The organism is Candidatus Zixiibacteriota bacterium, from assembly GCA_040752595.1.
GTDB lineage: Bacteria > Zixibacteria > MSB-5A5 > WJJR01 > WJJR01 > JACQFV01.
In genome coordinates, this window is the sequence record JBFMGX010000016.1 from 61,206 (window position 1) to 83,945 (window position 22,740).

Annotated in this window: 19 protein-coding genes; 1 reads left to right on the top strand and 18 read right to left on the bottom strand. The window is 63.2% G+C overall.

The annotated features are described in order from the left end of the window. Positions 1-88 precede the first annotated feature (88 nt). The 11 genes from gcvPB to rfaE1 all read right to left on the bottom strand — a co-directional run bounded on the left by gcvPB (position 89) and on the right by rfaE1 (position 11,468). Positions 89-1,546: an aminomethyl-transferring glycine dehydrogenase subunit GcvPB gene (gcvPB, locus tag AB1792_05860; protein ID MEW5701735.1), complete on the bottom strand. Its 1,458-nt coding sequence runs from the start codon at positions 1,544-1,546 to the stop codon at positions 89-91. A gap of 17 nt (positions 1,547-1,563) precedes the next feature. Then, positions 1,564-2,436 carry a tetratricopeptide repeat protein gene (locus AB1792_05865; GenBank protein ID MEW5701736.1) on the bottom strand — a complete coding sequence of 291 codons (873 nt, stop codon included), beginning with the start codon at positions 2,434-2,436 and terminating at the stop codon, positions 1,564-1,566. Positions 2,437-2,462: 26 nt separating this feature from the next. Continuing rightward, the gene (gene gcvPA, locus AB1792_05870) at positions 2,463-3,854 is read right to left on the bottom strand and encodes an aminomethyl-transferring glycine dehydrogenase subunit GcvPA (GenBank protein MEW5701737.1); all 1,392 of its coding nucleotides are present in this window, start codon (positions 3,852-3,854) and stop codon (positions 2,463-2,465) included. Positions 3,855-3,880: 26 nt separating this feature from the next. Next, positions 3,881-4,261: a glycine cleavage system protein GcvH gene (gcvH, locus tag AB1792_05875; protein ID MEW5701738.1), complete on the bottom strand. Its 381-nt coding sequence runs from the start codon at positions 4,259-4,261 to the stop codon at positions 3,881-3,883. A gap of 348 nt (positions 4,262-4,609) precedes the next feature. Next, complete coding sequence (gene accC, locus AB1792_05880) at positions 4,610-6,022, bottom strand: acetyl-CoA carboxylase biotin carboxylase subunit (protein MEW5701739.1); 1,413 nt, start codon at positions 6,020-6,022, stop codon at positions 4,610-4,612. Between the two features lie 157 nt (positions 6,023-6,179). Continuing rightward, positions 6,180-6,362, bottom strand: a complete 183-nt coding sequence (locus AB1792_05885; protein MEW5701740.1) for a TRASH domain-containing protein — start codon at positions 6,360-6,362, stop codon at positions 6,180-6,182. A 300-nt stretch (positions 6,363-6,662) separates the two neighbouring features. After that, entirely contained in the window at positions 6,663-7,775 is a 1,113-nt protein-coding gene (locus tag AB1792_05890; GenBank protein ID MEW5701741.1) for a PilT/PilU family type 4a pilus ATPase, read from the bottom strand. Positions 7,776-8,013: 238 nt separating this feature from the next. Next, positions 8,014-8,487: an acetyl-CoA carboxylase biotin carboxyl carrier protein gene (gene accB, locus AB1792_05895; protein MEW5701742.1), complete on the bottom strand. Its 474-nt coding sequence runs from the start codon at positions 8,485-8,487 to the stop codon at positions 8,014-8,016. A gap of 48 nt (positions 8,488-8,535) precedes the next feature. Further along, positions 8,536-9,624 carry a Xaa-Pro peptidase family protein gene (locus AB1792_05900; protein MEW5701743.1) on the bottom strand — a complete coding sequence of 363 codons (1,089 nt, stop codon included), beginning with the start codon at positions 9,622-9,624 and terminating at the stop codon, positions 8,536-8,538. A gap of 160 nt (positions 9,625-9,784) precedes the next feature. Further along, positions 9,785-10,297, bottom strand: coding sequence for a D-glycero-beta-D-manno-heptose 1-phosphate adenylyltransferase (rfaE2, locus tag AB1792_05905; GenBank protein ID MEW5701744.1), 513 nt, complete (start codon positions 10,295-10,297; stop codon positions 9,785-9,787). Between the two features lie 145 nt (positions 10,298-10,442). Beyond that, positions 10,443-11,468 carry a D-glycero-beta-D-manno-heptose-7-phosphate kinase gene (gene rfaE1, locus AB1792_05910; protein MEW5701745.1) on the bottom strand — a complete coding sequence of 342 codons (1,026 nt, stop codon included), beginning with the start codon at positions 11,466-11,468 and terminating at the stop codon, positions 10,443-10,445. A gap of 85 nt (positions 11,469-11,553) precedes the next feature. Between rfaE1 and AB1792_05915 the strand changes: the two genes are divergently transcribed. Then, entirely contained in the window at positions 11,554-11,850 is a 297-nt protein-coding gene (locus AB1792_05915) for a DUF3467 domain-containing protein (protein MEW5701746.1), read from the top strand. 142 nt (positions 11,851-11,992) lie between these two features. Here AB1792_05915 and AB1792_05920 read toward each other — a convergent pair whose 3' ends face one another. The 7 genes from AB1792_05920 to AB1792_05950 form a co-directional block, all read right to left on the bottom strand. Further along, complete coding sequence (locus AB1792_05920; GenBank protein MEW5701747.1) at positions 11,993-13,798, bottom strand: hypothetical protein; 1,806 nt, start codon at positions 13,796-13,798, stop codon at positions 11,993-11,995. Between the two features lie 222 nt (positions 13,799-14,020). Continuing rightward, the gene (locus tag AB1792_05925; GenBank protein MEW5701748.1) at positions 14,021-15,373 is read right to left on the bottom strand and encodes a TldD/PmbA family protein; all 1,353 of its coding nucleotides are present in this window, start codon (positions 15,371-15,373) and stop codon (positions 14,021-14,023) included. Then, complete coding sequence (locus tag AB1792_05930; protein ID MEW5701749.1) at positions 15,370-16,812, bottom strand: TldD/PmbA family protein; 1,443 nt, start codon at positions 16,810-16,812, stop codon at positions 15,370-15,372. The genes AB1792_05925 and AB1792_05930 overlap by 4 nt, the downstream gene beginning before the upstream one ends. A gap of 123 nt (positions 16,813-16,935) precedes the next feature. After that, on the bottom strand, positions 16,936-18,009 hold the full coding sequence (gene waaF, locus AB1792_05935) for a lipopolysaccharide heptosyltransferase II (GenBank protein MEW5701750.1): 1,074 nt from the start codon (positions 18,007-18,009) through the stop codon (positions 16,936-16,938). 177 nt (positions 18,010-18,186) lie between these two features. Continuing rightward, positions 18,187-19,065 carry a lysophospholipid acyltransferase family protein gene (locus tag AB1792_05940; GenBank protein ID MEW5701751.1) on the bottom strand — a complete coding sequence of 293 codons (879 nt, stop codon included), beginning with the start codon at positions 19,063-19,065 and terminating at the stop codon, positions 18,187-18,189. 15 nt (positions 19,066-19,080) lie between these two features. Beyond that, a complete protein-coding gene (locus AB1792_05945; protein ID MEW5701752.1) occupies positions 19,081-20,058 on the bottom strand; it encodes a hypothetical protein in 978 nt (325 codons plus the stop codon). Positions 20,059-20,061: 3 nt separating this feature from the next. Continuing rightward, a complete protein-coding gene (locus AB1792_05950) occupies positions 20,062-22,485 on the bottom strand; it encodes an AsmA family protein (protein ID MEW5701753.1) in 2,424 nt (807 codons plus the stop codon). Positions 22,486-22,740 lie beyond the last annotated feature (255 nt).

Consider the following 22,740-nt stretch of genomic DNA (forward strand, 5'->3'; position numbering starts at 1 on the left):
GCGATACAACACAGGAGGCCATGATAAGCGAAAAGCTCCGCCGGCAGTAGCGTCGACGGAGTCCGATCACTGCTCGCCCGAGGGGCTATCAGCCGCAATCGAGATCGCGACCGGCGCGGGCCTCATCGACCCGCGAACGCGGGGTGTCATGGGGCGCAGAGTTCACAAGTTCGGGATCGGTCTCGGCCTCACGCGCAATCTGTAGCAGGATTTCGGCGTAGGCATCGAGCCGCTCCCGACTCTCCGTTTCGGTCGGCTCGATCATCAGCGCCTCGGGGACGATCAGCGGGAAGTAGACCGTGGGGGCATGCACGCCGAAATCGAGGAGCCGTTTGGCGATGGCACCGGCGCGGACGCCATGCTTCTTCTGACGCGCGGCCGAGGCAACGAACTCGTGCATGCAGGGGCCGGGATGGGGGATGTCGTAGGCATCCCGAATGAGCGTACGCAAATAGTTGGCGGCCAGGATCGCATCGCGCGACACTTCGGCCAGTCCATCCGGCCCCAGGCTACGAATGTAGGTGTAGGCCCGTACCAGGACGCCGAAGTTGCCGAAGAACAAGTGCACGGAACCGATGGACTCCGGCCCTGGGGCGACCCGGGCATACGATTCTGCACCGTCCGAGACGGATCGGACGATCGCCGGGCCCGGCAGGAAGGGTATCAATTCGCGCTTGGCACCGACCGCAGCCGCACCCGGCCCACCGCCGCCATGGGGTGTCGAGAATGTCTTGTGCAGGTTCAAATGCAGGACATCGAATCCCATGTCGCCGGCGCGGGCCAGCCCCAGCAGGGCATTCGTATTGGCGCCATCGTTGTACAGCAACGCGCCGCGCGCATGCGCCATGGCGGCAATGCGGACGATGTCGCGCTCGAACAACCCGAGCGTGTTCGGATTCGTCAACATGATGCAGGCCACGGTCTCATCGAGCACCTGCCCCAGCACATCCGGGTCAACCAGCCCCTGATCGTTCGATTTGATCGCCACGGATTCGAAGCCGGTGAGCGTCACCGAGGCGGGATTGGTTCCGTGCGAGGAGTCGGGTATGATCACGCGTCGACGGTCCTCACCACGGCGACGGTGATAGGCGCGCGCCATCAAGAGCCCGACCATTTCTCCCTGCGCCCCGGCGGAGGGCTGCAAGCGCACCTCATCCATGCCGGTGATCTCCGCCAGGTCGCGCGCCAACTCCCACAGGACCTGTAACGCCCCCTGGCAGTCGGAATCGGGGCTCTCCGGGTGCAGCCGCGCCATCCCGGGGATTGACGCCACGCGCTCATTGATCTTGGGGTTGTACTTCATCGTACACGACCCCAGAGGATAGGTGTTCTTGTCAATGTGGTGGTTGCGCGTCGACAATCGCGTGTAGTGGCGCACGACTTCGATCTCTGAGACGTCGGGCCAGTCGGGCGCGGACACGCGGCGCAGTTCCGACGGAAGTGCCCATACCGGGCCGATGGCGGGAACTTGGGACGTGGGAATCGTGACCCCGACCGTGCCTGCGGCCGAGAGGTCGAATATGGTCGTGTTGTCCGGATCCCTCATCGGCGCACTCCCCGCTGTCACTGGGTCGGTTCAGCGGGCTGGGGCTCCAATTGGCGGATACGCCCCTCGACCCACTCCCGTTCCTGTGAGCCCTTGAAGTCCTTCAGGAATGCCCGGTAGTGGCGAAGGGCCTCGGACGTGTCGCCCGCCTGCGCATAGAGCCAGGGAATGTAGATGGCCGCGTCCTCGAGCCATTCCGATTTCGAGAACTTCTTGGCAATCTGCTTGAACTCCTCAATGGCCTTGTACCAGCTTTCCTCGCGGCGGTGCATCATGCCCATCGCAAAGAGAGCGTCGTCCGCGCGTCCGGAGCTGTTCTTCGGATCGCGCGTCAGCACCTGATCGAACTGCCCCCGCGCCTTGGCGAAATCGCCGCGACGCATGTAGATCTCCCCCTGCGCAAATGCGGCGGACGGGTCGCCCGGCTTGTCCCGGGCGCGCTGCTCCCAATCCCACAGGACACCATGACCCTCAAGGTAGTCTACGATCGTCTGCCGAAACTGCGCTGGAGGAACATACCCCACGACGCGGTCCACTTCCTGCCCTTCACTATTGGTCAGCACCATCGTGGGGTAGGCCCAGACGGCAAAACGCCGCGCCGTCGCGGTATCGATTTCGGCATCGACCCGCACGAACACGAGTCGCTTCTCCAAGTCGATGACCCCGGGATCGGCGAAGGTCGATTCGTCCATGACCCGGCACCAGCGGCACCAGTCGGTGTAAAGCGCCAGTAGAACCTGACGTTTGCTGGAGTCAGCCAGTGGTTTGGCCTCCGCAAGCGAATTGAACCAGCTGATTCCGGTCGAAACCGTGTCCGACGGCTCCTGGGCAGCCAGAGGGACAGCCCAGAAGACCAGGAACAGGATTGTCAGCAGACTGCGAATACGCACGGCTTCACCCGGTGAATGACGGAAGATCAGGGGCTCGGCGACAGACCCTGGGGCACCGCCTTGGATCTTTCCCCTGTGCCGCTGGTGGCCGCCGACAACTCGCGGACATAGCGGTCGAGCTTCTCACGTGAGTGTTTCTCCGTGACGCAAACGAGGATCCGGCGGTCGAAACCGGGAAACCGCCCGGCCAGATCGATCCCGCCCAAGATCCCCTGCCGGCGCAACTGCGCCAGGACAACGCGGGAGCTCACCGGTGCTTCGATTACGAATTCATTGAAGAAAGCGCGACCGAACGGCACGCGGAAACCATCGAGACCCGCAATCTGCTCGGCCAAGTAGTGTGCCCGTTCGCAGCACGTCTGCGCCAGAGCGGTGATCCCCTGTCGGCCCAACAGCGACATGTAAATCGCAGCGCGCGTGGCCAACAGCGCCTGCGCCGTGCAGATGTTGGAGGTGGCCTTGTCGCGCCGGATATGCTGTTCACGTGTCTGCAGAGTGGTCACGAATGCCATCCGCCCGTTGGCATCGACGGTCCGACCCACAAGCCGGCCCGGAAGGCGACGGATGAACTCACGGCGGACAGCGAACAGCCCCAAGAGCGGTCCTCCAAATGATGGAGGATTGCCAAGGCATTGCCCCTCGCCCACGGCGATGTCGGCGTCCGCGTCGCCGGGCGGAGTCAACAACCCCAAAGAGATTGGGTGAAACACGGCCATCAACAGCGCACCCGTGGCGTGGGCGACGTCCGCCGCTTTGCGCCAATCGTCGATGCCGCCGAAATAGTTTGGCGATGGCATGATGATCGCCGCTGTTTGCTCTCCGACCAGTCGTTCCAGTGACGGGAAATCCGTGCAGCCGTCGGCCGCGATGGCGTCCTGGATCTTGGCATCCTGCGCCGCCAGGTATGTCTCCAAGACGGTGCGATAGCGGGGATTGAGCATCCCAGCCAGGACGATCCCCCGGCGTCCCGTCTGCGCCATTGCCAGCAGCGCACCCTCGGCCACGGCGGATGCGCCATCGTACATCGATGCTTGCGCGACATCCATCGCGGTCAGACGGCGGATCAACGACTGGAATTCATAGGTCGCCTGGAGCGTTCCCTGGGCCACCTCCGGCTGATAAGGCGTGTACGCCGTATAGAATTCGGATCGTGATCCCACATGGTCGACCGCGGCCGGGATGTGGTGGTCATAGACACCTCCGCCCAGAAACGACACAACCTCGGGCGCCACGGCATTACGGCGCGCCAGCGACTCGACGAGCTCCTGCACTTCGGCCTCGGACAATCCGGCCGGAATGTTGGCGGGGGTCTTCTGCCGGATCTCCGGCGGGATGGCGGCGATCAAATCCTCGAACTGCGCCCCGATGGTGCGCAACATTTCCCGGCGGGAGTCATCGGTGTGCGGACTATAGGACACGTGAGCGGACCTATCGGGGGGAAGAGTCAATGCTGCTCAAGCAACTCGCCGTATTCCTTCGGCGTCAGCAGGCGGTCGACCTCTTGCGGGTCCGACAACTTGATCTTGATCATCCAGCCGTCCCCGTAACAGTCCTGATTGATCAGACCGGCCTCGTCCGCCAGACGTGCGTTGATCGCCGACACGGCTCCCGAGACCGGAGCGAACAACTCTGCGACCGCCTTGACTGCTTCAATGGTGCCGAATGACTGCGCCGCCGCCACCCGCGTGCCGACCGACGGGAGCTCGACGTACACCACGTCACCCAGTTCGGCCTGGGCAAAATCGGTGACACCGACCGTGCCGGTGTCACCCTCGACCAGCAACCACTCATGGTCCTTGGTATACTTGAGATTGTCCTTGATCACGTCGCCTCCCATCGAAAGCCAGAACATACCCCAAACGGGTCACGTCAGCAAGCGCGCCGGCGGCGAATCTGACAATGATTTCTGGTAAGGACGTCTAACAAACTGAGAAGCTCAAGGTGCGTTGGGGCTTCGGCATGTGCAATGCGACGGTGACGACCCCTCACCCCTTCGGCTTCCCTCGACTCTGCTCAGGACAAGTCGCTCAGGGCAAGCCTGCCCTCTCCCCAGAGGGGAGAGGGGAAGCTCAACCTCTCCTTCCGGGAGAGGTCGATCCGTCCAGAGGACGGATCGGGTGAGGGATCTCTTTCGCCCGTTCATTTCGCTACGGCCCCAAGGAGAAGCGAGAGCTCAGGCCGACGGTGAGGGCACGGTGGGTGCCGCCGAGAGGGACGTAGTCTCCGGGGAGGGCGGCGTGCGCGCTCCGGGGAGGAACCGCTCGACAAACGACGTATCAAACCGCCCCGAGCGGAACTCGGCACTGTCGAGGACCCTCTGGTGGAAGCCGATGGTCGTGTGGATCCCCTCAACCACGAATTCGTCCAAGGCCCCCAGCATGCGTGTGAGCGCCTCATCGCGGTTCTTGCCGTGGGCAATCAGCTTGGCCAACAGCGAGTCGTAGTAGGGCGGAATCGTGTACCGGGCGTAGGCATGCGTATCGACCCGCACACCGTGCCCGCCGGGAACGTGCAGCGAAGTGATCTTGCCGGGAGACGGCCGGAAGTCGTTGTCGGGATCTTCCGCGTTGATGCGCACTTCCAGCGTGTGCCCGGAGAATCTGACATCCGATTGAGCGATGCCCAGCGTGTCACCGGCCGCAATGAGAATCTGCTTTTGGACCAGATCAATGTCGGTTTGCTCTTCGGTGACGGGATGCTCCACCTGGATGCGCGTATTCATCTCCATGAAGTAGAAGCTGCCGTCCTGGTCGACAAGGAACTCCACTGTGCCGGCGGAGTGATAGGCGGCGGCATCGGCCGCCAGAAGGGCCGCCGCACCCATCCGGCGGCGGGCCGCGTCATCGATAGCGGGCGACGGAGACTCCTCGATCAGCTTTTGGTGCCGCCTCTGGATGGTGCAGTCACGTTCGCCCAAGTGCACCAAATTGCCATGCAAATCCCCGAGAACCTGGAATTCGACATGGCGGGGTGCCTGTAGGTATTTCTCGATGTAGACGTCGCCGTTCCCGAATGCGAGTTTGGCCTCGCCCTGAGCCGCGACGATCAACGCCTCCAACTCCGACGGCTCGCGGCAGATCCGCATGCCGCGACCACCACCGCCGCCCGCAGCCTTGATGATGACGGGGAAACCGACCGCGTCCGTGACCGCCCGGGCCTCCTTGAGGTCGGATACCGGCCCCTGCGAACCCGGCAGGACGGGAACACCGGCATCCGTCATGGTCTGCCGAGCCACCGCCTTGTCGCCCATGCGCCGAATCGTGTCTGGCGCCGGACCGATGAAGGTGAGCGCGCATGCTTCGCAAATCTCGGCGAACTCGGCGTTCTCCGCCAGGAATCCATAACCGGGATGGATGGCCTCCGCGCCGGTCAATTCCGCGGCGGCGATGATGCGCTTCATGTTCAGGTACGACTGCGACGGCGAGGCAGGTCCGATGCAGACATCCTCATCGGCGAAGCGCACGTGCAGCGATTCGCGATCGGGCTCCGAGTACACCGCGACGGTGGGGATCCCCAGCTCGCGGCAGGCCCGAATGATCCTCAGGGCGATTTCGCCCCGGTTGGCGATGAGAATCTTCTTGAACATGGCAAGCGACCTCCGGCCTGCCGCCGATGCCGCCTGAGGTCAGAGGGAACAGAACAGGGGAGGACTTGACGGCCGCTGTCTATCCGACTGCGTTGGGTGGACCGCCCATCCCGTCGGGTCCCGAGCGACCGCGTCCGGAGCACCCGTGGGTCGGAATTCAATCGTACGGCTCTTCTTCCTCCTCTTCCTCCTCGACCTCAAGCTCGGCATCGTCATCCGATGCCGCGATCTCAAACTCGTGTTCTTCCGCACAGGTCCGGGAACAATACACGTGTTTCTTGCGGCGCAGCGGAGCTCCCTCGATCTCCGCGCCACAGTAGTCGCAATACTGCATCGCCATTCCCTCACGTTACACGTTCTGGACGTGTGGATATGCCCCAACGGGGACGTGCTGTTCCTATGTCAACCGACCGATGGACTCCGATCCTCGCCCATCCACAATCCTGAGGTAGTGCCGGTCCGGACCCCGGCGACAGGAAATCGACACACGAACCAACCGCAACGTCCGCGGCGGGCCGCCCTTAATATCCGAAATGGTCCGATAAGTCAAACAAAAAACCGGTGAGAGCGCATCTGCCCCGGCGCGGCCGGATGCGCCATGGGACGCGTACCGCAGGAAAGCTCGGAGATGGCGACAGCGTCACCCGTTGCTGATTTCGAATTCTCGCCAGCCGCGATCGGCGGCGCCGGTGATCCCGCGCAGCCGCAGGTCGAAATCGTCGGGGTTCGTCGTGTTCACGATGGCCGTCTCGTAGGCGATGACGTTCTGTCGGTACCAGCGCATGATCGATTGATCGAAGGTCTGCATCCCGTACTGGGTCGAGCCGCTCTCGATCAGATCATGGATCAGATTGGTCTTGGCGGGATCGAGAATCGCATCCCGGATCGCCGCGCTGGCGAACATGATCTCAATGGCGGGCACACGTCCCGGGCCGTCGATCCGCGGCAGCAACCGTTGGGAGATGACCGCCTGCAATGTGCCCGACAGCAGCAAGCGAACCTGCTGGTGCTGGTGCGGCGGGAAGAAGGAAATGATGCGTGAGATCGTCTCGACGGCGTTCAGCGTGTGCAGCGTCGTCAAAACCAGATGACCGGTGTCGGCCGCCATCAGCGCGATCATCATGGTCTCCAGATCGCGGATCTCGCCGATGAGAATGACGTCCGGGTCCTGCCGGAAGGCATGTCGTAGCGCTGATGCGAACGACTCCGTGTCGCCGCCAATCTCGCGTTGGGAGACGATGCTTTGACGATCGCGGAAGATGTACTCCACGGGGTCCTCCACCGTGAGGATGTTCTCCGCCCGCGAGGCGTTGATCTCCTCGATCATCGCTGCCAGCGTTGTCGACTTCCCCGATCCGGTCGTCCCGGTCACGATGATCAATCCGCGACGCAGCTGGCACAGACGTCGTACCGTGTCCGGGAGGTGCAGATCCGCGAACGACGGGATGGTCGTCTGCACGGCGCGCAGCGCGATTCCCGGCGTCCCGCGTTGCCGGTAGAGGTTGACGCGGAATCGTCCCAACTTCGCGACGCCCAACGCCACGTCCATTTCCATCCGACCGGCGAAGCGGCGCTGCTGCTCCTCGTTGAGGATCTGCCCGAGCGTCTCCTCGATCTGTTCGGTCGTCAGGGGCTGGGCTTCCAGTGCCATGAGTTGCCCATCGACCCTCAGGTACGGACGCACGCCGACTCGCAGATGAAGGTCGGAGGCGCCCCGCGCCATCATCTCTTCCAACAACGCCTTGAGTGCCATTGCCGTCTCCCGTTTCAATCCCTGCGACCCCGTCGCACGATTCTCGGGGCCCTCTCATACTGGGTATCGGCAGGACATCCACAGGAATGAACTCGGCGGAGACCGTAGCAGCTGCGACCCACGTCCGGATCATCTGTAGGGGCGAGGCGATGCCTCGCCCTTGGGCGACCCGACATTACGGTTCTGTTGGCTGGGACTCGACCGCAGAACCCGGCCATTCAAGACTTGAAGCTAATGCCTACGCCGTGGGATCAAGCAGGAAGAGTGGTTGGCCGAACTCCACCGGCTGGGCGTTCTCCACCAGCACCTTGGCGATCCGTCCGCCCTGTTCGGCCTCGATCTCGTTCATCAACTTCATCGCTTCAATGATGCAGAGGACGTCTCCCGGCTTGATGGTCTGCCCGACGTCGACAAACGGAGGCGACGACGGCGAGGGTGCGCGGTAGAACGTCCCCACCATCGGCGACTTGATCTCCAGATAGTGGGACGGAGTCGGAACCGGGGCCTCCACCGTGGTCGGTGCCGTCGCCGGCGTCACGTGGGCGGGAACGACGGCAGACGGAGCCCCCGCGGACGGCACGATCAACGGCTGGTCCGGGCACGCGCGGTTCTTCGTGATGCGAATCGTACGGAAGAAGCGCCGGATCTCCAGTGAGTCGATCTGGGATTCTTCCACGATCCTAATCAGGCGTCGGAGAGTATCCTCATTCATCACATTCACCTGCACCGGACGAGGGCAGACATCGTCCCGTTCGCGCCATCACAGTTCCAACAGCGTGCGATCGGCCGATGTCAGCACGTCCGCCGAACGCGCTTGGACGAGAACGTCATCTTCGATCCGCACGCCACCCCAGCCGGGGAAGTACACGCCCGGCTCAATGGTGACGACCATGCCCGGCTTTAGAACGGTATTGCTCTTGGCGTTCACTGCCGGCCCTTCGTGCACGACCAGTCCGATGCCATGGCCCAGACCGTGATCGAACCGTCTGCCGTGACCGGACTTCTCGATAATGCCGCGGGCGACCCGGTCCAGTTTCGAGGCCACGACTCCGGACCGGACCCGGGCGACCGCCGCGCGTTGAGCACGGGCCACCAAGTTGTACACCGCTTTCTGTCGCGCGGTGGCACGCCCCACAACGACGGTCCGCGTCAGATCGGACACATAGCCCTTGTAAGTGGCACCGAAATCGAGCGTCACAAAATCCCCGGCCCGTATGCGCCGGGACGATGCCCGTCCATGGGGAAGCGCGGCCCGCGGACCGGAGGCCACGATGGTCTCAAACGACGTCTTCTCCGAACCGGCCTTCATCATCGTGTACTCCAACTCGGCGGCGACATCGCGTTCGCGGACCCCGGGGCGGATCACCGGCAACACCGCGGCAAATGCGGCATCGGTGATCGCCGCCGCGCGTCTGATCAGAGCCAGTTCCGCCGCATCCTTGATCTGTCTCAGCGGGGCGACAGGATCGTCGACCGGCACGAACAGCGCTTTGGGAAGCGCGGACCGGAGAATCCGGATGCGATCCTCCGAAACCTGCTGCGGGCAGTACGCCAGCTTGGGGCGGCTGTTGGCCAACCACGAGATGCGCCCCAGGTGACCGGCCAGATCACCGGACACGACATGGATCCTCGCGCCTTTGACTTCCCGGGCGGCCTGTTCACGGTAGCGACCGTCGGTCAGAAAATCCGCGCGGCTCTCTCCCATGATCAACAGACCATTGGAGCCGGTGTAGCCGATCAAATACTGTAACTGCGCGCATTCCGCCGTGATCAGGGCATCGAGGTCTTCCTTGCCCAGCCATGTCCGGATTGCCGCGGCCCGCTTGCGATAGTCGTGCCCACCAATCACAGGTCCCTGCTCTTTCTCAGTCCGCCGTACACTCGTGCACCCTGTGCCCGGAGGTGACCTGGCCGGCGCGCTGGGGCAACGTGTTGAGATTGGTCCAAGTTGCATCCACTGTCAAGGGAAATGTCCCCTGTGTCAGGACCGGCGTCCGTGCCCCCGTCGTCTAAGACCTTGCGCGACGGCCGGATGTCGCGACGCACTGAATCAGGTTGGTCGAGGAGTATCCCGCGCGCATCCGCACCCGCCTAACCGTTCCACCCCAGCCGGTGACGAGATCCGCACCGACGATCGCGTCACGGTCGTACTCGGCTCCCTTGACGAGGACATCGGGATGCAGCTCGCGGATCAGTCGCAGCGGCGTCGACTCGCTGAACAGACAGACGCAGTCAACCGGCCGCAGGGACGCCAGCAAGGCCGCGCGGTCGCGCTGGGAATTGACCGGACGGCCCGGACCTTTCAGACGTCGCGTCGAAGCGTCGCTGTTCAGACCAACGACCAGCACATCGCCGTAACCGCGCGCCTGGACCAATAAGTCCAGGTGACCGCGATGAAGCACGTCAAAGACACCATTGGTGAAGACGACACGCAGTCCGCGCCGGCGCCACTGCCGCCGTAGACGCACCAGCGTTGCGAGTGACACCACGCCCCAATTAGTCGATTTGTCAGTCGGCACCATCGTCACATCGCAACTGTCGACAGCACGGATGAGCCCAAAGCGCCCTCACCCCTTCGCTCCGCTCAGGACAAGCCGATCCACTGACGGCGGATCGACCTCCTCTAGAAGAAGAGGTCGGACTACCATGCACCGCGGTGGAGTTCCCTCATGCGGTCTGATTGAGGATCGGCTCAGGGATCTCTTGCAACGCCCGCCGGATGGCCGGGACCGTGGTCTGAGCCGTACCCAGTTCCTTGATCACCTCACCGGCCGCCACGTTGGCGGTGTAGGCCGCCTGCAACATGGTTCCGCCCGCCGCCAGGCACAATGCCACGGCGGCAATCACCGTATCTCCCGCCCCCGTGACATCATAGACCTGACGCGCGACTGTCGGGATGGTGGTCATGCGGCCGTCACCATCCGGTTCGAACAGCGCCATCCCCAACTCACCGCGGGTAATGAGCAGCGAGTCCGCTTCCAACGAGCGCAACAAATCGAATCCCACCGCACGCAACGATTCCTCGTCCCGGATTCGCCGACCGGCGACGAAACCGGCCTCATGGTGATTCGGCGTCAGGGTCGTCACACGGCGATACGCCGGGAAGTGCGTGTCCTTGGGATCGACAACGACAAAGCGGCCGCGCACCCGTGCTTCGCTCACCACGCGCTCCAGCAGCGGTCGGTTGATCACGCCTTTGCCATAGTCGGAAATCACGAGTCCCGCCGCGCCCTGATCCAGCGCCTGCTCGCACAACGCGGACATCCGCTCCGATACGGACGCTTCGATCTCGGTCGTCGATTCGAAATCGGCCCGTACGACCTGCTGGTGGTGCGCGACAATCCGCGTCTTCAGCGTCGTCGGGCGCGAGGTGTCCACGAGCAATCCGTCGGTCCCCAGACCTTGTGCCGCCAGTTGTTCACGTATCGTATCGGCGGGGCGATCTCGACCGACGACGCCCAGGAGCGCCACCGTGCCTCCCAGCGAACGGATATTCTGCGCCACGTTGGCGGCTCCCCCCAGCTTGGCGTCCTGTCGCTCCACAGCGACGACGGGAACCGGCGCCTCGGGGGAAATCCGTTCGACCCTTCCCCACCAGTACTCATCCAGCATGACGTCACCGAGCACAATGACGTTCTGCCCGGCGAAACGATCCAAAAGGGGCTCAATCCCCAAGTGAACGGGTACGGTCATCTGTCGCTTTCGACGGGGAGCCACGGTTGACTTTCATCGTCGGATGGTATACCGTGGCAGCGCACGTACACAAGGAGGATTTACCGTGCAAGGCAGACCGCAAATCAACGTTGAAGTCGGACCGACAGAAGCCGAGGGGATCTACTCCAATCTCGCGCTCATTGTGCACTCGCCGCAGGAGTTCGTTATCGATTTCGCCCGGGTCACGCCCGGATCGCCGAAATCGAAGGTCTACGCGCGCATCATCATGACCCCGGCCCACGCCAAGATGCTCCAGAATGCCCTGGAGGAGAACATCAAGAAGTACGAATCTGCCTTCGGTGCGATCAAGCTGGCCGGGGTCGACGAAAAGAACATCGGCTTCCAGACGCCACGGGAGTAGGTTCCGCAAGGCGCCCACCCCAGTGACCGACCGGAACCCACCGGGAGGGCGACGCTCCCGCGGAGCCGCACTGCGCTCCATGACACATGACGGTGCGGTTGATGCGACAGCTTCCCAAGAACGATCAATCACCCACGATGCTTCAATTCGGGGCCTGGTCGGCCAGAGTCAGAGTGACCCCCCAGCCCGCTTGATCCTCCGGCGGGGCGGCATTCCAATCGCCGAAGGCATGGGAATCGTCGGTCACGAAGCGCAGCAGGTACTCCCCTTTGTCCAATAGAATCGTCTGATCGACGACGCGGTTCTTCTCGGTGCCGCCGGCATGGGACGTCTTCCGGTACGTCATCTCCCAGACGACGTCCCCGGTGCCGATCTCCTCGATCCAGCCGTAGTCGCTCATGCCCGATCTCGTGCCCTCGCCGACCGCGTGAATGTGCACGCGGGTGGGCGAACTCAACGTGAAGCGCTGCTCGCGCTCCTCGTCGTCGCCGACCTCGGTGAGGGCCGCAATCACGCCCGGCGTCCTGAGCCGGGATTTGGGTACCACCACAAAGGTCGACGTGTCGAAGCCGTCGGTCGCGGGAAACAACGTGACACCGTACGATTGCTGATCGTGGGGCGGCGATGTATTCCATCCCCCCGCGTAGGAATGCGAGCCGTCGGAACTGTAATACAACAGGAAATCACCGGCGTCGAAATGCACGATGCCGTCGAACTGGCGGTTCTTCCTCGCCCCACCCGCCGGTTCGGTGTTGTCCCACGTCATCTCCCAAACCTTGCGCTTGTTCTCTGCCTTGACGACCCAGGCGTAGTCCGCCATGCGGTTGTCGTATTGGTCATACTCCCCGATCGCGTAGACGCGGAGCGGTTCGGCCCGCGTCAGACGAAACGCCTGGGACTTCAGTTCGTTGTCACCGATCTCGACCATCCGGAGCAAGGCCGCACGGGAAGTTCCGCCCTCATACGGGATAATCAACGGGCGCTCCGCTTCATGGATCGGGATGATCTGCAGGCCCCACGCCCCGGGATCATAGGGGGGCGGCGCATTCCAGTCGTCGTAGGTATGGGAATCGTCGGTCACATAGAAGGCGACATAGTCCCCGCGGGGCAGGTGCACGCGATCGTGGAATCGTCTGTTTTTCGCCGCGCCGCCGGCCAGATCGGTGTTCTCCCGGGTCATCACCCAAACGCGTCGACCGAGCCGGGCATCGTTGATCCATCCCCAATCGACCATCGCGTCGCCGGACTGGGAATACTCCCCGATCGCGTAGATCTCAAGGTCCAAGTCGGCCTGAAGCGTGAATCCCTCCTGTCGGTACGAATCGTTGCCGGGACGGACAAGGCCGACAGCAGGTGCGCGCTGCGTCCCCGCGACGGTCTCCCGCAGGGCCGCGGCGTCACCCGTGATCACGACGTGATAGCGGGGAGCAAGAGAGCTCAGTCCGTCGTTCTTGTCACCCCTTCCCAGACGCGATAGCGCCTCGCCGAGCCGCTTGAAAACCTCCCCCAGATTCTCACCGTCGAATCCACCGGGAAAGATGTCCGGCCAGCCGACATAGTAGTACAGCTCGTACGACCCCCGCCGCAACCTCACGTTACCCTCGAATCGGCGGAGCGACTTCGAGTCGGGAACGGGTTCGGTAATTTCCTCATCCAGGGACCAGACCATGGTGCGCGTCTTGGCATCCAGAATCCAAGGGTACGCAAAGAAGCTCTGCCCCGATTCCAAGGCCGCACCCACCGCCGCGATCGTGACATCCAGATCCCGATCAACCGTGAAGTAGCGATGGACCAGATCTCGTGACGACAGATCAGCAATCTCAATGGTCCCGTCGGCCCGCGCCGTCCTCGGCACGAATGCGTCCCACGCGGCCGCGGCAACCACCAAGACGGCAAGCGTGATGATGCGCGTGCCGGTCACGGTATGGGCGTGACAGCGCGCCCGCATGCCCCGCATGGGCGGGGAAAGCGGCTCAGGTTGTGCATCTCGGACCGTCATAGTTCCATTTACGAGAATCGGCGCCGCCGGTTGCACCTGTATCATAACCTCTCCCTGCGGGAGGGGTCGCTTGGACCGGAGGTCCAAGCGGGTGAGAGAGTTCTCAAGTCGTATGGTCCCGTCATACCCCTTGGCCGGAGGTCCAAAGCCGAGGCAGCCCTCGACCCGGGGTCAGAACCCGGTCTGGCCGGAAAAACGGAACGATCCCAAGTGCACGGCCGGCGCGGTGATGCACCCCAGTGAATCCCACCAGGCGTTGATGCACTGCCGCTGGGCCGACAGCGCTTTCACCGTGCCAAACGCCCTCAGCATGCTGTCTGTGAAACGCAGGTTCTTCACGCCCCCCTGCAAACGCCCGTCCTTGATCCGCATCAGGCCGTCCCGCGTCATGCCCGTCAGCACGGCATGCGGCGTGTCCAGGAAGCCGTTGATGTAGTGAAACCGGGTCACCAGAAGCCCGTCGCCGACACCGGCGATCATCTGCGGCAACGAGGAATCGCCTGGGGCCACAAACAGATTCAGCGCCAGAGCGCCTTCGCCGGAACTGTCCGGTGTCAGCGCATGACCGGTAGACACCGTCTTTCCCCGGGACGCTGTGAGGGAATCGTAGACGACTCCTTTGGCCACACCGGCCGTGATCAGCTCCACCCGCCGTTTCGGCACACCCTCGAAGTCAAACGGCATTGCCACGCCTGCGGGGTCGGTACCATCGTCGTGGATGCTGATCTCTTCCCCGGTGATTCTCTGTCCAATCCTGTTGCACATGAAGGAGGTGCCGTCGAGCATCGCCTTCGAGCCAAAGCCGATGTAGTTGACCCACTCCATGAGTGCAGCCACCGCCGCCGGTTCGAGCACGACCTCGTACTCGCCGGGAGATAGAGTCTCGGGGTCGGCACAGGCGACCGCCTTGTCCACCGCTGCCCCGGCCACGGCGCGCACGTCGAGCGCACCGACGTCGCGGGAGAGACCCTCGGCATACCCCGAAGAGTTCTTCGTCATGGCGATCACCGACAGCGATGCCGAGGTGAGCGGCTGATACGCCGCGACGCCGCGCGTGTTGACGACCGCGACTTCGCCCGTCCCTGTGGTCAACGATCCGGCGACCGTGCACCCCCGCCGTGACGCTACTTGGACAATGCTTTTCACTTTGAGCCCACGGGAACGTGGCGTGAACTTCGCCGTTTCACTGAAGAAGGTGGAGACGTCCGGATATGTCGCCGGTCCCGGCAAGGACTCAAAGTGCGGATTCTCCTTCTGCGCCTTGGCAATCTTGATCGCCGCTCGATAGGCCGCTTTCAAGTCGCCGCGTGACAGGGAGTTGGTCGATGCCACACCGAGCTTCCGGCCCATGGCGACGCGGAAGAACACTTTGCTTTGCGTCTCAGCGACGTTCTGGTGGATGATGGAATTGGCGAATCGTGTCAGCCCCGACTCGGAGCCGACGAAGACAGCTTCGCCCTGATCGGCCAGTTTGAGCGCCAATGTGTCGCCCAATAGCGTGACAATCTTGTCTTTGCCGATCATCGGCTCACCCCCACGGTGATCTGGCGAAAACGCGCCGGGGCGGCGCCATGCGCGACCCGCGCCACCTGCATCGGCTGCCCTTTGCCGCAGTTGGGAACACCCCACACATGCCAGTGATCGCGGTTGCAGATCGCGTCGCAGGCGTTCCAGAACTCCGGCGTGATCCCGGTGTAGAGAGCGTTCTTATATAGTTGTCCTTTGCGTCCGCCTTTGATCTCCCACGCCGCCTCGACGCCGAACTGGAAATTCAAGCGGCGGTCATCGATCGACCACGAGTTGTTGGTGTCGAGGAACAACGCCCCGTCGGAATCGGCGAGAAGATCATCGAAGGAGACCGACCCCGGCTCCAAGTTGATATTGGTCATGCGAATCAATGGAATCCGATTCCAACGGTCGGCGCGCATCGTACCGTTCGAGGTCCGATCGATCACCGGCGCCGTCTCGCGCGACGTCAGGTAACCGACAAAGACCCCTTCGCGGACCAGATCGGTTCTCTGGGCCGGCACACCTTCGTCATCGTATCCGAATGTCCCCAGCCCCTCCGGCGTGGTGGCGTCCGCGACGATGTTCACCAGCCGGGAGCCGTAGCGGAGTTTCCCCAGTTGATCGACGGTCAGAAAGCTCCCGCCGGCCAGCGAGACCTCGGTTCCGAGCACGCGATCAAGCTCGGCCGGGTGACCGCAGGATTCATGCACCTGCAAGGCCATCTGCGAGGCGCCGATGACGATGTCGCGCGAGCCCGACGGGCAGACCGGCGCGGTCAGAAGGGCAACCGCCTCCTCGCGGACGCGCTCCGCCTCGTCCTTCAGATTCATGCGCTCGATCAACTCGTATCCGCCGGTCCCATAGTCGCCGCGGTGCGAGTTGGGATAGGAGCGTCGCTGAACCTCTCCCGAGTCGACCGCGGTGGCGGTATACCCCGCTCCCGATTCGGTCAGCACCTGTTCGATCAGGGCACCCTCAGTTGAGGCGAAGATCTTCTCAGTACGGAAAAAGTCCATCGACGCTTCGGCAACTTGGATCTTGCGATCCCGGCGCAACACGCGGTTGACGAAGGAGAGAAGCTCGAGCTTTTTCGACAGCGGAACCTTGAACGGATCGAGCGTCACCGGCGTTTCGAAACGTCCGGTGGCAGGCACCAGGGGCGCGAGCGTCACGTCGTGTGTCTTGACCAGGGCGCTGGCCTTGGCAATCGCCAGTGCCCGACCGGCGACCTTGCGCATCTCCCCCAGCGTGCAGATCGCCGAGGACGCAAACCCCCAGGCACCGTCGGCGAGGACCCGGATGCCGAATCCCTGATCGAGATCACGAGAGAGCGTGTCCACCGTCTCATTGGTGAGTTTGATGTTCTCGGTGGTTGTGCGGACATACCGGATGTCGGCATAGGTGACGCCCCGGGACTTCAAGAAGTCGATTGTGGTGAGTAGTCGATCCTTCATAACCCTCCAGTGGGCGTCGTGATTGCTGACACCCGGGAGCGAACATACCCGTCAAAGCGACGGCAGTCAACCCGAGGGTGGCACACGCGGACCCCTCTGTGGGGGCAGCTTTGAGACCTGCCCCTAAGCATCGATCGTACGGGGCTCAGAACCGCCCCCACCGGAGCGGGCATGCAGTGCCACGAGTGCGTTCCAGACGTCGTCCACAGTGACGAGCATCTGGCATTCGAGCGGCAGATCGCGACGCCAGCAGTCGTTGCGATAGCAGGGAGAGCAGAACACCGGCTTCTTCACGGTGACGGCAATGGGGGTGTACGGTGCGACCTCAGCGGGATCGCCGGGGCCGGAGATCACGACGGTCGGTGTACCGACGGCCGCGGCGAGGTGCGAAAGACCAGAGTCATTCGCAACACACATGTCCGAACGGCGGATGATCTCTGCGGAAAACGCCAGATCACCCACCCCGGAGAAGTCGAACACCGCCGGTTTGTCGACGGCGCGCGCCACACGGGTGCAGAGTTCCCTCTCGGCGGGACCGCCGACGAGAACCACGGCCCCGCCGGTGGATTCGATCCAACGGCGTGCCAGGGCGGCGAAGCGCTCGTCCGGCCAGAGCTTGTTCGGCTGTGCAGCGCCGGGACCGACGGCCAGAACCAACTCGAAGTCGACGGGACCGGATTGCTGCCAGAGTCGAGAGACTCTATCCTGTACGTGCTTGCCCGCTCGAAAAGAAAGGGCCCGCACTTTCTCGCTCCCCGGCCAAATCAGATCGAGGAGCGCCAGATACCCATCCGTCCGATGTGGGCGATGACCATTTCGGCCATAGGGAAGCGACCGTGTCAGCAGCCAACGTCGCCCATCGGCAGCGTGGCCGACGCGCTCGTTGATTCTCGCCATCCAGAGCATCAGGGCCGAGCCGAACGACGGTGGGAGGCAGAAGACCATATCGAAGCGCTCTCTTCGCAGCGCACCGGCATTGCGCCACTGGGACCGCAACCCACTTCGACCGGCAGACTCGTCGAGGATGATCACCCGATCCACACCCTCGGCGTCCGCGTAGAGGGGGACAAGATGTGACCGGGTCAGGCAGACGACATTGGCGTCGGGCGCGTTCTTCTTCAAGGACGCGAAGAACGGGAGCGACATCACCGCATCGCCAACCCAGTTGGGAGATCGCGCGAGGATGGACTGGCTCATTTCACATCAAGGGTGCGTGCTCTGCCTGTGGCGAGCGACTTGTCCTGAGCGGAGTCGAAGGAAGCCGAGCCGCACGCAACATCTCAGAGGGCCGGAGACGCACTGTCCCTGAGGAAGACTGGTGGGTGCAGAGCACCCACCCTACGTCTCGTGCAGATGTGCCGCCCATGGCACGATCTAATCCCGCCAGCGACGGTGCGTCCACAGCCATTGCTCCGGGTGCCGACGGACGTGCTGTTCCAAACGACGGGTGTATTCCTGTGTGACGGCGACAAGGTCCTGCTCCGCATCACCCGTCTGCGGAAGCTCAATCGGACCGTCGATCACAAGCGTGAAGCGCCCATGGGCCTCACGTACCAGACATCCGGTGAGAACGGGACACCGAAACCGCAGTGCCAATGCCGCCGGACCACGCGGTGTCGAGACCATCCGACCGAAAAACTCCACCTCAATACCCTCCGCGCCGGCATACTGGTCGGCGAGAATCGCGACGAAACGCCTGGCCTGCAACGCGCGGGCAATCCCCAAGGTCGCCACCTGCGTGTGGATGACCCCCATTCCGGCCCGGAGGCGCAGATCGTTGTAGAACCGGTCGGCCCACGGGTTGCGCGCGGGCTTGACCACGACATCCAGAGGAAACCCCTGCGCACACACCCATGCCCCCAAAAGTTCCCAGTTGCCGAAATGCCCAGTCAGCAGCAACGCACCCCGCCCCTGCGCGATGACCCGTTCGAAGTGCTGAACGCCCTCCGGGTCGATTCGAGACAAGATCGTTTCCTGTGTCTGGCGACCCAAACGCAGGATTTCGAAGGTCGTGCGCCCAAGGTTGTTGAATGTCGCTTTGACAACGTGCTCAACGCGGTCCGAATTCCATTCGGGAAACGCCCGACTTAAGTTGCCATGGGCGATTCGCCGACGCCGTCGCCAGAGTCGGCCGACGATCCTCCCCGCCATGCCGCCGACCCACCACGATAGTCGTTCCGGGAGCGCATGGGCGACCAGCTTGAGTAGCCACAGTGCCGTCCATTCCAAGCGAAATCGCAGTGAACGGATCATGTGTGCAACCAGCGGCTACGGTCCATGATTTGCGATGTCCTCGCCGGCATTTGGGCGCTGAAACGGCGCATAGAGCACGTCTTCCCTCGCTTCCTGACGCTCCCAGTCGGCCCGTCGGGCGGCGCTCTGCCGCCTCTTCACCAGGTACAGAATCACAAACACGATCACCAAGCCGATCCAAAGCAGAACGGTGTCACCGAGGAAGGACGCCCAGTTGTACTTGCCGGACAGGAAGGTGTGGAACTCGCGCTGGTAGGCGGCGTAGTCGGCCCCGGTGGCCGCGAAGAACGCCTCGTCCCAGGTTCCCCCGGCGCGGATCCGTTGCGCGAACAACAGCAGGCCTTCCCACCCATACGAGTCCAGGAAGAGGTGCATCGCCAGGTACGATTCGGCATAGGCCAGTCGCGCGGAGGCATCACGAAATGAATTGACGCCGTCGATGTCTCGCAACGGGATCACATGCCCGGAGAACGCCGCGCGCGCGACGACCCAGTCATCGCCGAACTGCCACTGGTGCGCCGACTGCTGGGCGTACCCCTCCTGCATCCAACGCGGCACTTGACGAAGACCGACGAGGGCGTCGAGATGCAGGTGTGCCAACTCATGCCGAAGGATCGAAGCCAGATCGCGCCCGATCGGGTGATCGCGCGGCGAACGCACGGCGATCAGGTTCCGCTCGGCCACGGCGGCGGCCACGCCCCAGTCGGGAAAGCGCCCGCCGACCACGGAGTCGAACGACATCCCCCGCCCGACATAGATCACGCGCACCGTGTCGGTGAGCGCCACACCACTGGCCGCCGCCATCTCTGCGTGGGCCGCAGCGAGGATGGCGACGGTTTCACGCGAGAGTGCAAAGTCCGCTCCTTCGACGGCGAAGACCAATGCCGACCGGTGCGGCCATTCTTGTCCCTGGACCGTGCCGGCGACACCAAGTCCTTGGATCAGGATTCCGCCGACAATCCACAGCCAGCCAGAGACTCGGTGAGGGGTCATCGCTTACGGCTTGGGACCTTTCAGGAGATTCTTGAGGGCCTTGTCGATCCCCTTTCTGAGCGTGTCCGACGCGGCCTCACGGAGGTTCTTCAACACCGTCTGGCCTGTCTCCCGCAGATCGACGCGTACAATCGGCTCGGCAACGGTGCCGCCGAGATCGAACTTCACACCGGCTCCCGCGAGGGAACGCGGCATCCCTGCGGATTCGCACGGGGTGATCTTGACCTTGTAGTCGAGTGTGTGGTCGAAACCGAATGATCCTGTCGCGGAGTACTGCGCTTCATCGGTGGTGAACGTGAGCCGATCGGTGATGATCTGTCCCGAGGCGATCCGGAACGGCAGCCCCAAGTCGCGGATCGATCGCGGACGATCCAACCCTTTGATCCCGATCTGCTCGCCGATCTTGGCCAAGAGCGGCGCGGCCTCAAGACGCCCCGAACTCAGGTCGAGTGAACCGGCGGCTGTGAGAGCGGGCAAAATGTCGCGGGCATATCGCCCATGACCGGAGAACTCGCCTTGGAAGGCCGCCTGTCCGAAGACGCCGCCGGCCCAACCGAAGTAACGCGCCAGCAGATCATTCGTTTCGATCGAATCGGCCCGCAGCGAAGTGCGAAAAACCGGATCGGGCCACGTCGAGATGTCCCACACTAAGGATCCCAACAAATGCCCTCCGAGAACCTCTCCGTCGATCGGATCCAGAATCAACACGTTGTTCTTCAGTTGGAGTTGAGAGCGAACCTGTGTCAGCGTCAGGCCGGAGTAGATGACCGTGTCGCTGGACACCTCCCCATTGGCGACGACCGGAGGAACCGCCAGGGCAACGGCGACGGCACTGCCGACATCCGAGGGCGGCGGCTCTTCACCGATCATCTGGTCCAAATCGAGGCGGCCGCATGTGATCGTCAATTCGGCGCGCGGCACATCGGGCGACTTGAATCGCGACAGCACACACGGGACCACATCGGCGATCTGCCCGGTCATCGCCCCATGGGAATCCCCGGCACGCCAGTCGCAACGCCGGATGGCGATGTCAGCCCCCGCCAGTTCGATGTCGAGGGCCGCCGCGACCGAGTCGACAGTCCACGCTGTGTCGGTGACCGCGAGCCGATCCGAAGTCAGGTGGCCTGTGAATTGAGCCGTCTGCCATGCCGCAAGGTCGGCAAACCCGGTGATGTCGGCCTTGATTCGGCCCGCCGTCGACAGCCCGTGGGCACTTGGCATCAGGGCTTCCAGCCCCGAGACCGGCATGTCGGCCTCCAACCGTCCTGACAAAGTGCGCTGGCCCGTGAACACTTGGTCGACGGTCCCCGTGGTTGCGAAGGTGCCATCACCAAACCGACCGGCCGTGACGGCCCAGGAGATTGTCTGGCCGCCGCCGCGCAATTCGACTCGGGACGCAGTCATGGGAGGTGGATTCCCAGGAAGCGTCCATGCGAGATCTGATAGGTCGAGGACCATCCGCCATTCCGGCAGCCGTCCTTGCGGCAATGGCCAGACGAAGGTCGCCTCGGCGGATCCTTGCGCCGTAGCCTCCAATCCGGCCAGCAGCGGCATCGGACGCAAGCGCTGGATTTCCGGGAGTATGTCCTGAACTGGCGTCGGCAGCAGGCGTGCGTTTACTTCGATTTCCCGAAGTCCCGGATTGGAACGCATCGAGCCCTGTGCAAGAACGGTGACGCCCCACCATCGGAGCGCCAGGGAGTCGGCGCGCAGCGATCCCGAACGCCGATTCCACTCGCCCGACAGAAGACACCTGGGATCGCCGCTGGTGATCGACCAATGGCGGTCTTTCTGCACAAACTCCAGCGAATCGAAACTCACCCCAATGGCGAAGGGCAACTCCTGCGACTCCACAGGCGGCGATAGACGCAGATCCACGTTCAAGCCACCCGCGTCGAGCCGTCGCGGCACACGGGCGTCACGGAGCGAGAATCGCCCTCCGGCAATGATGACGTGCTGAACGAAGAGCCGGGAGGCCGCGAGGCTGTCGGCCACTTGAGCGGGTTCGCCCGGCGTCGATGTTGATGTGGCTAACAGACCATCGAGGTTCGATCCCCCCATGGCGTCATACTCGATAGTGACCGCAGGATGCTCCATGCGCACGTGATCAACCTCGGCCCGTCCGACCAGAAGCGGCCAGAACCTCGCCTTGACGTCCAAGGCCTCCACGCTCAGAAACGGCTGTTGTGAGAATCCGGGCCGATTGCCGATCGTGATCCCGGTCAACCGCACACCGATCCCGCCCCAGAACGTGATCCCGGCGTCATCGATGCGCACGGGGCGATGGAGCATCGCCTCGATGCGAGGCGACAACAGGGCCAGGATGCGCTGCTTGGTGAAGACGAACTTGGCGACGATGATCGCCAGCACCGCCAGAAATACCAGGACGCCGACAACGAGGATGAGGATGCGCAGCGAGCGTTTCATCTCTATCAGGCTGCTGAAAGACCAGCCGACGCTGTCATTCTGAACCCCGCCGTTCTTTGGCGGGGTGAAGAATCTGCTGTTTCTTCATCGGGGAGGGAAAGCAGATGCTTCGCTTCGCTCAGCATGACAAGCCTGTTCCCCCGACATGGTAATGCACTTCTCAGCACTTTGCCATAGTGAGTGTCACAACGATAACCTCTCCCTCCGGGAGAGGTCGCCCCCCCACGGCGGGCGGGTGAGGGAACCACCTCGTCC

Excerpts from the sequence above, each read along its gene's own strand:
- gcvPB (MEW5701735.1), bottom strand. The coding sequence starts at position 1,546 with ATGAGGGATCCGGACAACACGACCATATTCGACCTCTCGGCCGCAGGC.
- accC (MEW5701739.1), bottom strand. The coding sequence starts at position 6,022 with ATGTTCAAGAAGATTCTCATCGCCAACCGGGGCGAAATCGCCCTGAGG.
- AB1792_05885 (MEW5701740.1), bottom strand. The coding sequence starts at position 6,362 with ATGGCGATGCAGTATTGCGACTACTGTGGCGCGGAGATCGAGGGAGCT.
- AB1792_05890 (MEW5701741.1), bottom strand. The coding sequence starts at position 7,775 with ATGGCACTCAAGGCGTTGTTGGAAGAGATGATGGCGCGGGGCGCCTCC.
- accB (MEW5701742.1), bottom strand. The coding sequence starts at position 8,487 with ATGAATGAGGATACTCTCCGACGCCTGATTAGGATCGTGGAAGAATCC.
- rfaE2 (MEW5701744.1), bottom strand. The coding sequence starts at position 10,297 with ATGGTGCCGACTGACAAATCGACTAATTGGGGCGTGGTGTCACTCGCA.
- rfaE1 (MEW5701745.1), bottom strand. The coding sequence starts at position 11,468 with ATGACCGTACCCGTTCACTTGGGGATTGAGCCCCTTTTGGATCGTTTC.
- AB1792_05920 (MEW5701747.1), bottom strand. The coding sequence starts at position 13,798 with ATGCGGGCGCGCTGTCACGCCCATACCGTGACCGGCACGCGCATCATC.
- AB1792_05925 (MEW5701748.1), bottom strand. The coding sequence starts at position 15,373 with ATGATCGGCAAAGACAAGATTGTCACGCTATTGGGCGACACATTGGCG.
- AB1792_05930 (MEW5701749.1), bottom strand. The coding sequence starts at position 16,812 with ATGAAGGATCGACTACTCACCACAATCGACTTCTTGAAGTCCCGGGGC.
- waaF (MEW5701750.1), bottom strand. The coding sequence starts at position 18,009 with ATGAGCCAGTCCATCCTCGCGCGATCTCCCAACTGGGTTGGCGATGCG.
- AB1792_05940 (MEW5701751.1), bottom strand. The coding sequence starts at position 19,065 with ATGATCCGTTCACTGCGATTTCGCTTGGAATGGACGGCACTGTGGCTA.
- AB1792_05945 (MEW5701752.1), bottom strand. The coding sequence starts at position 20,058 with ATGACCCCTCACCGAGTCTCTGGCTGGCTGTGGATTGTCGGCGGAATC.
- AB1792_05950 (MEW5701753.1), bottom strand. The coding sequence starts at position 22,485 with ATGAAACGCTCGCTGCGCATCCTCATCCTCGTTGTCGGCGTCCTGGTA.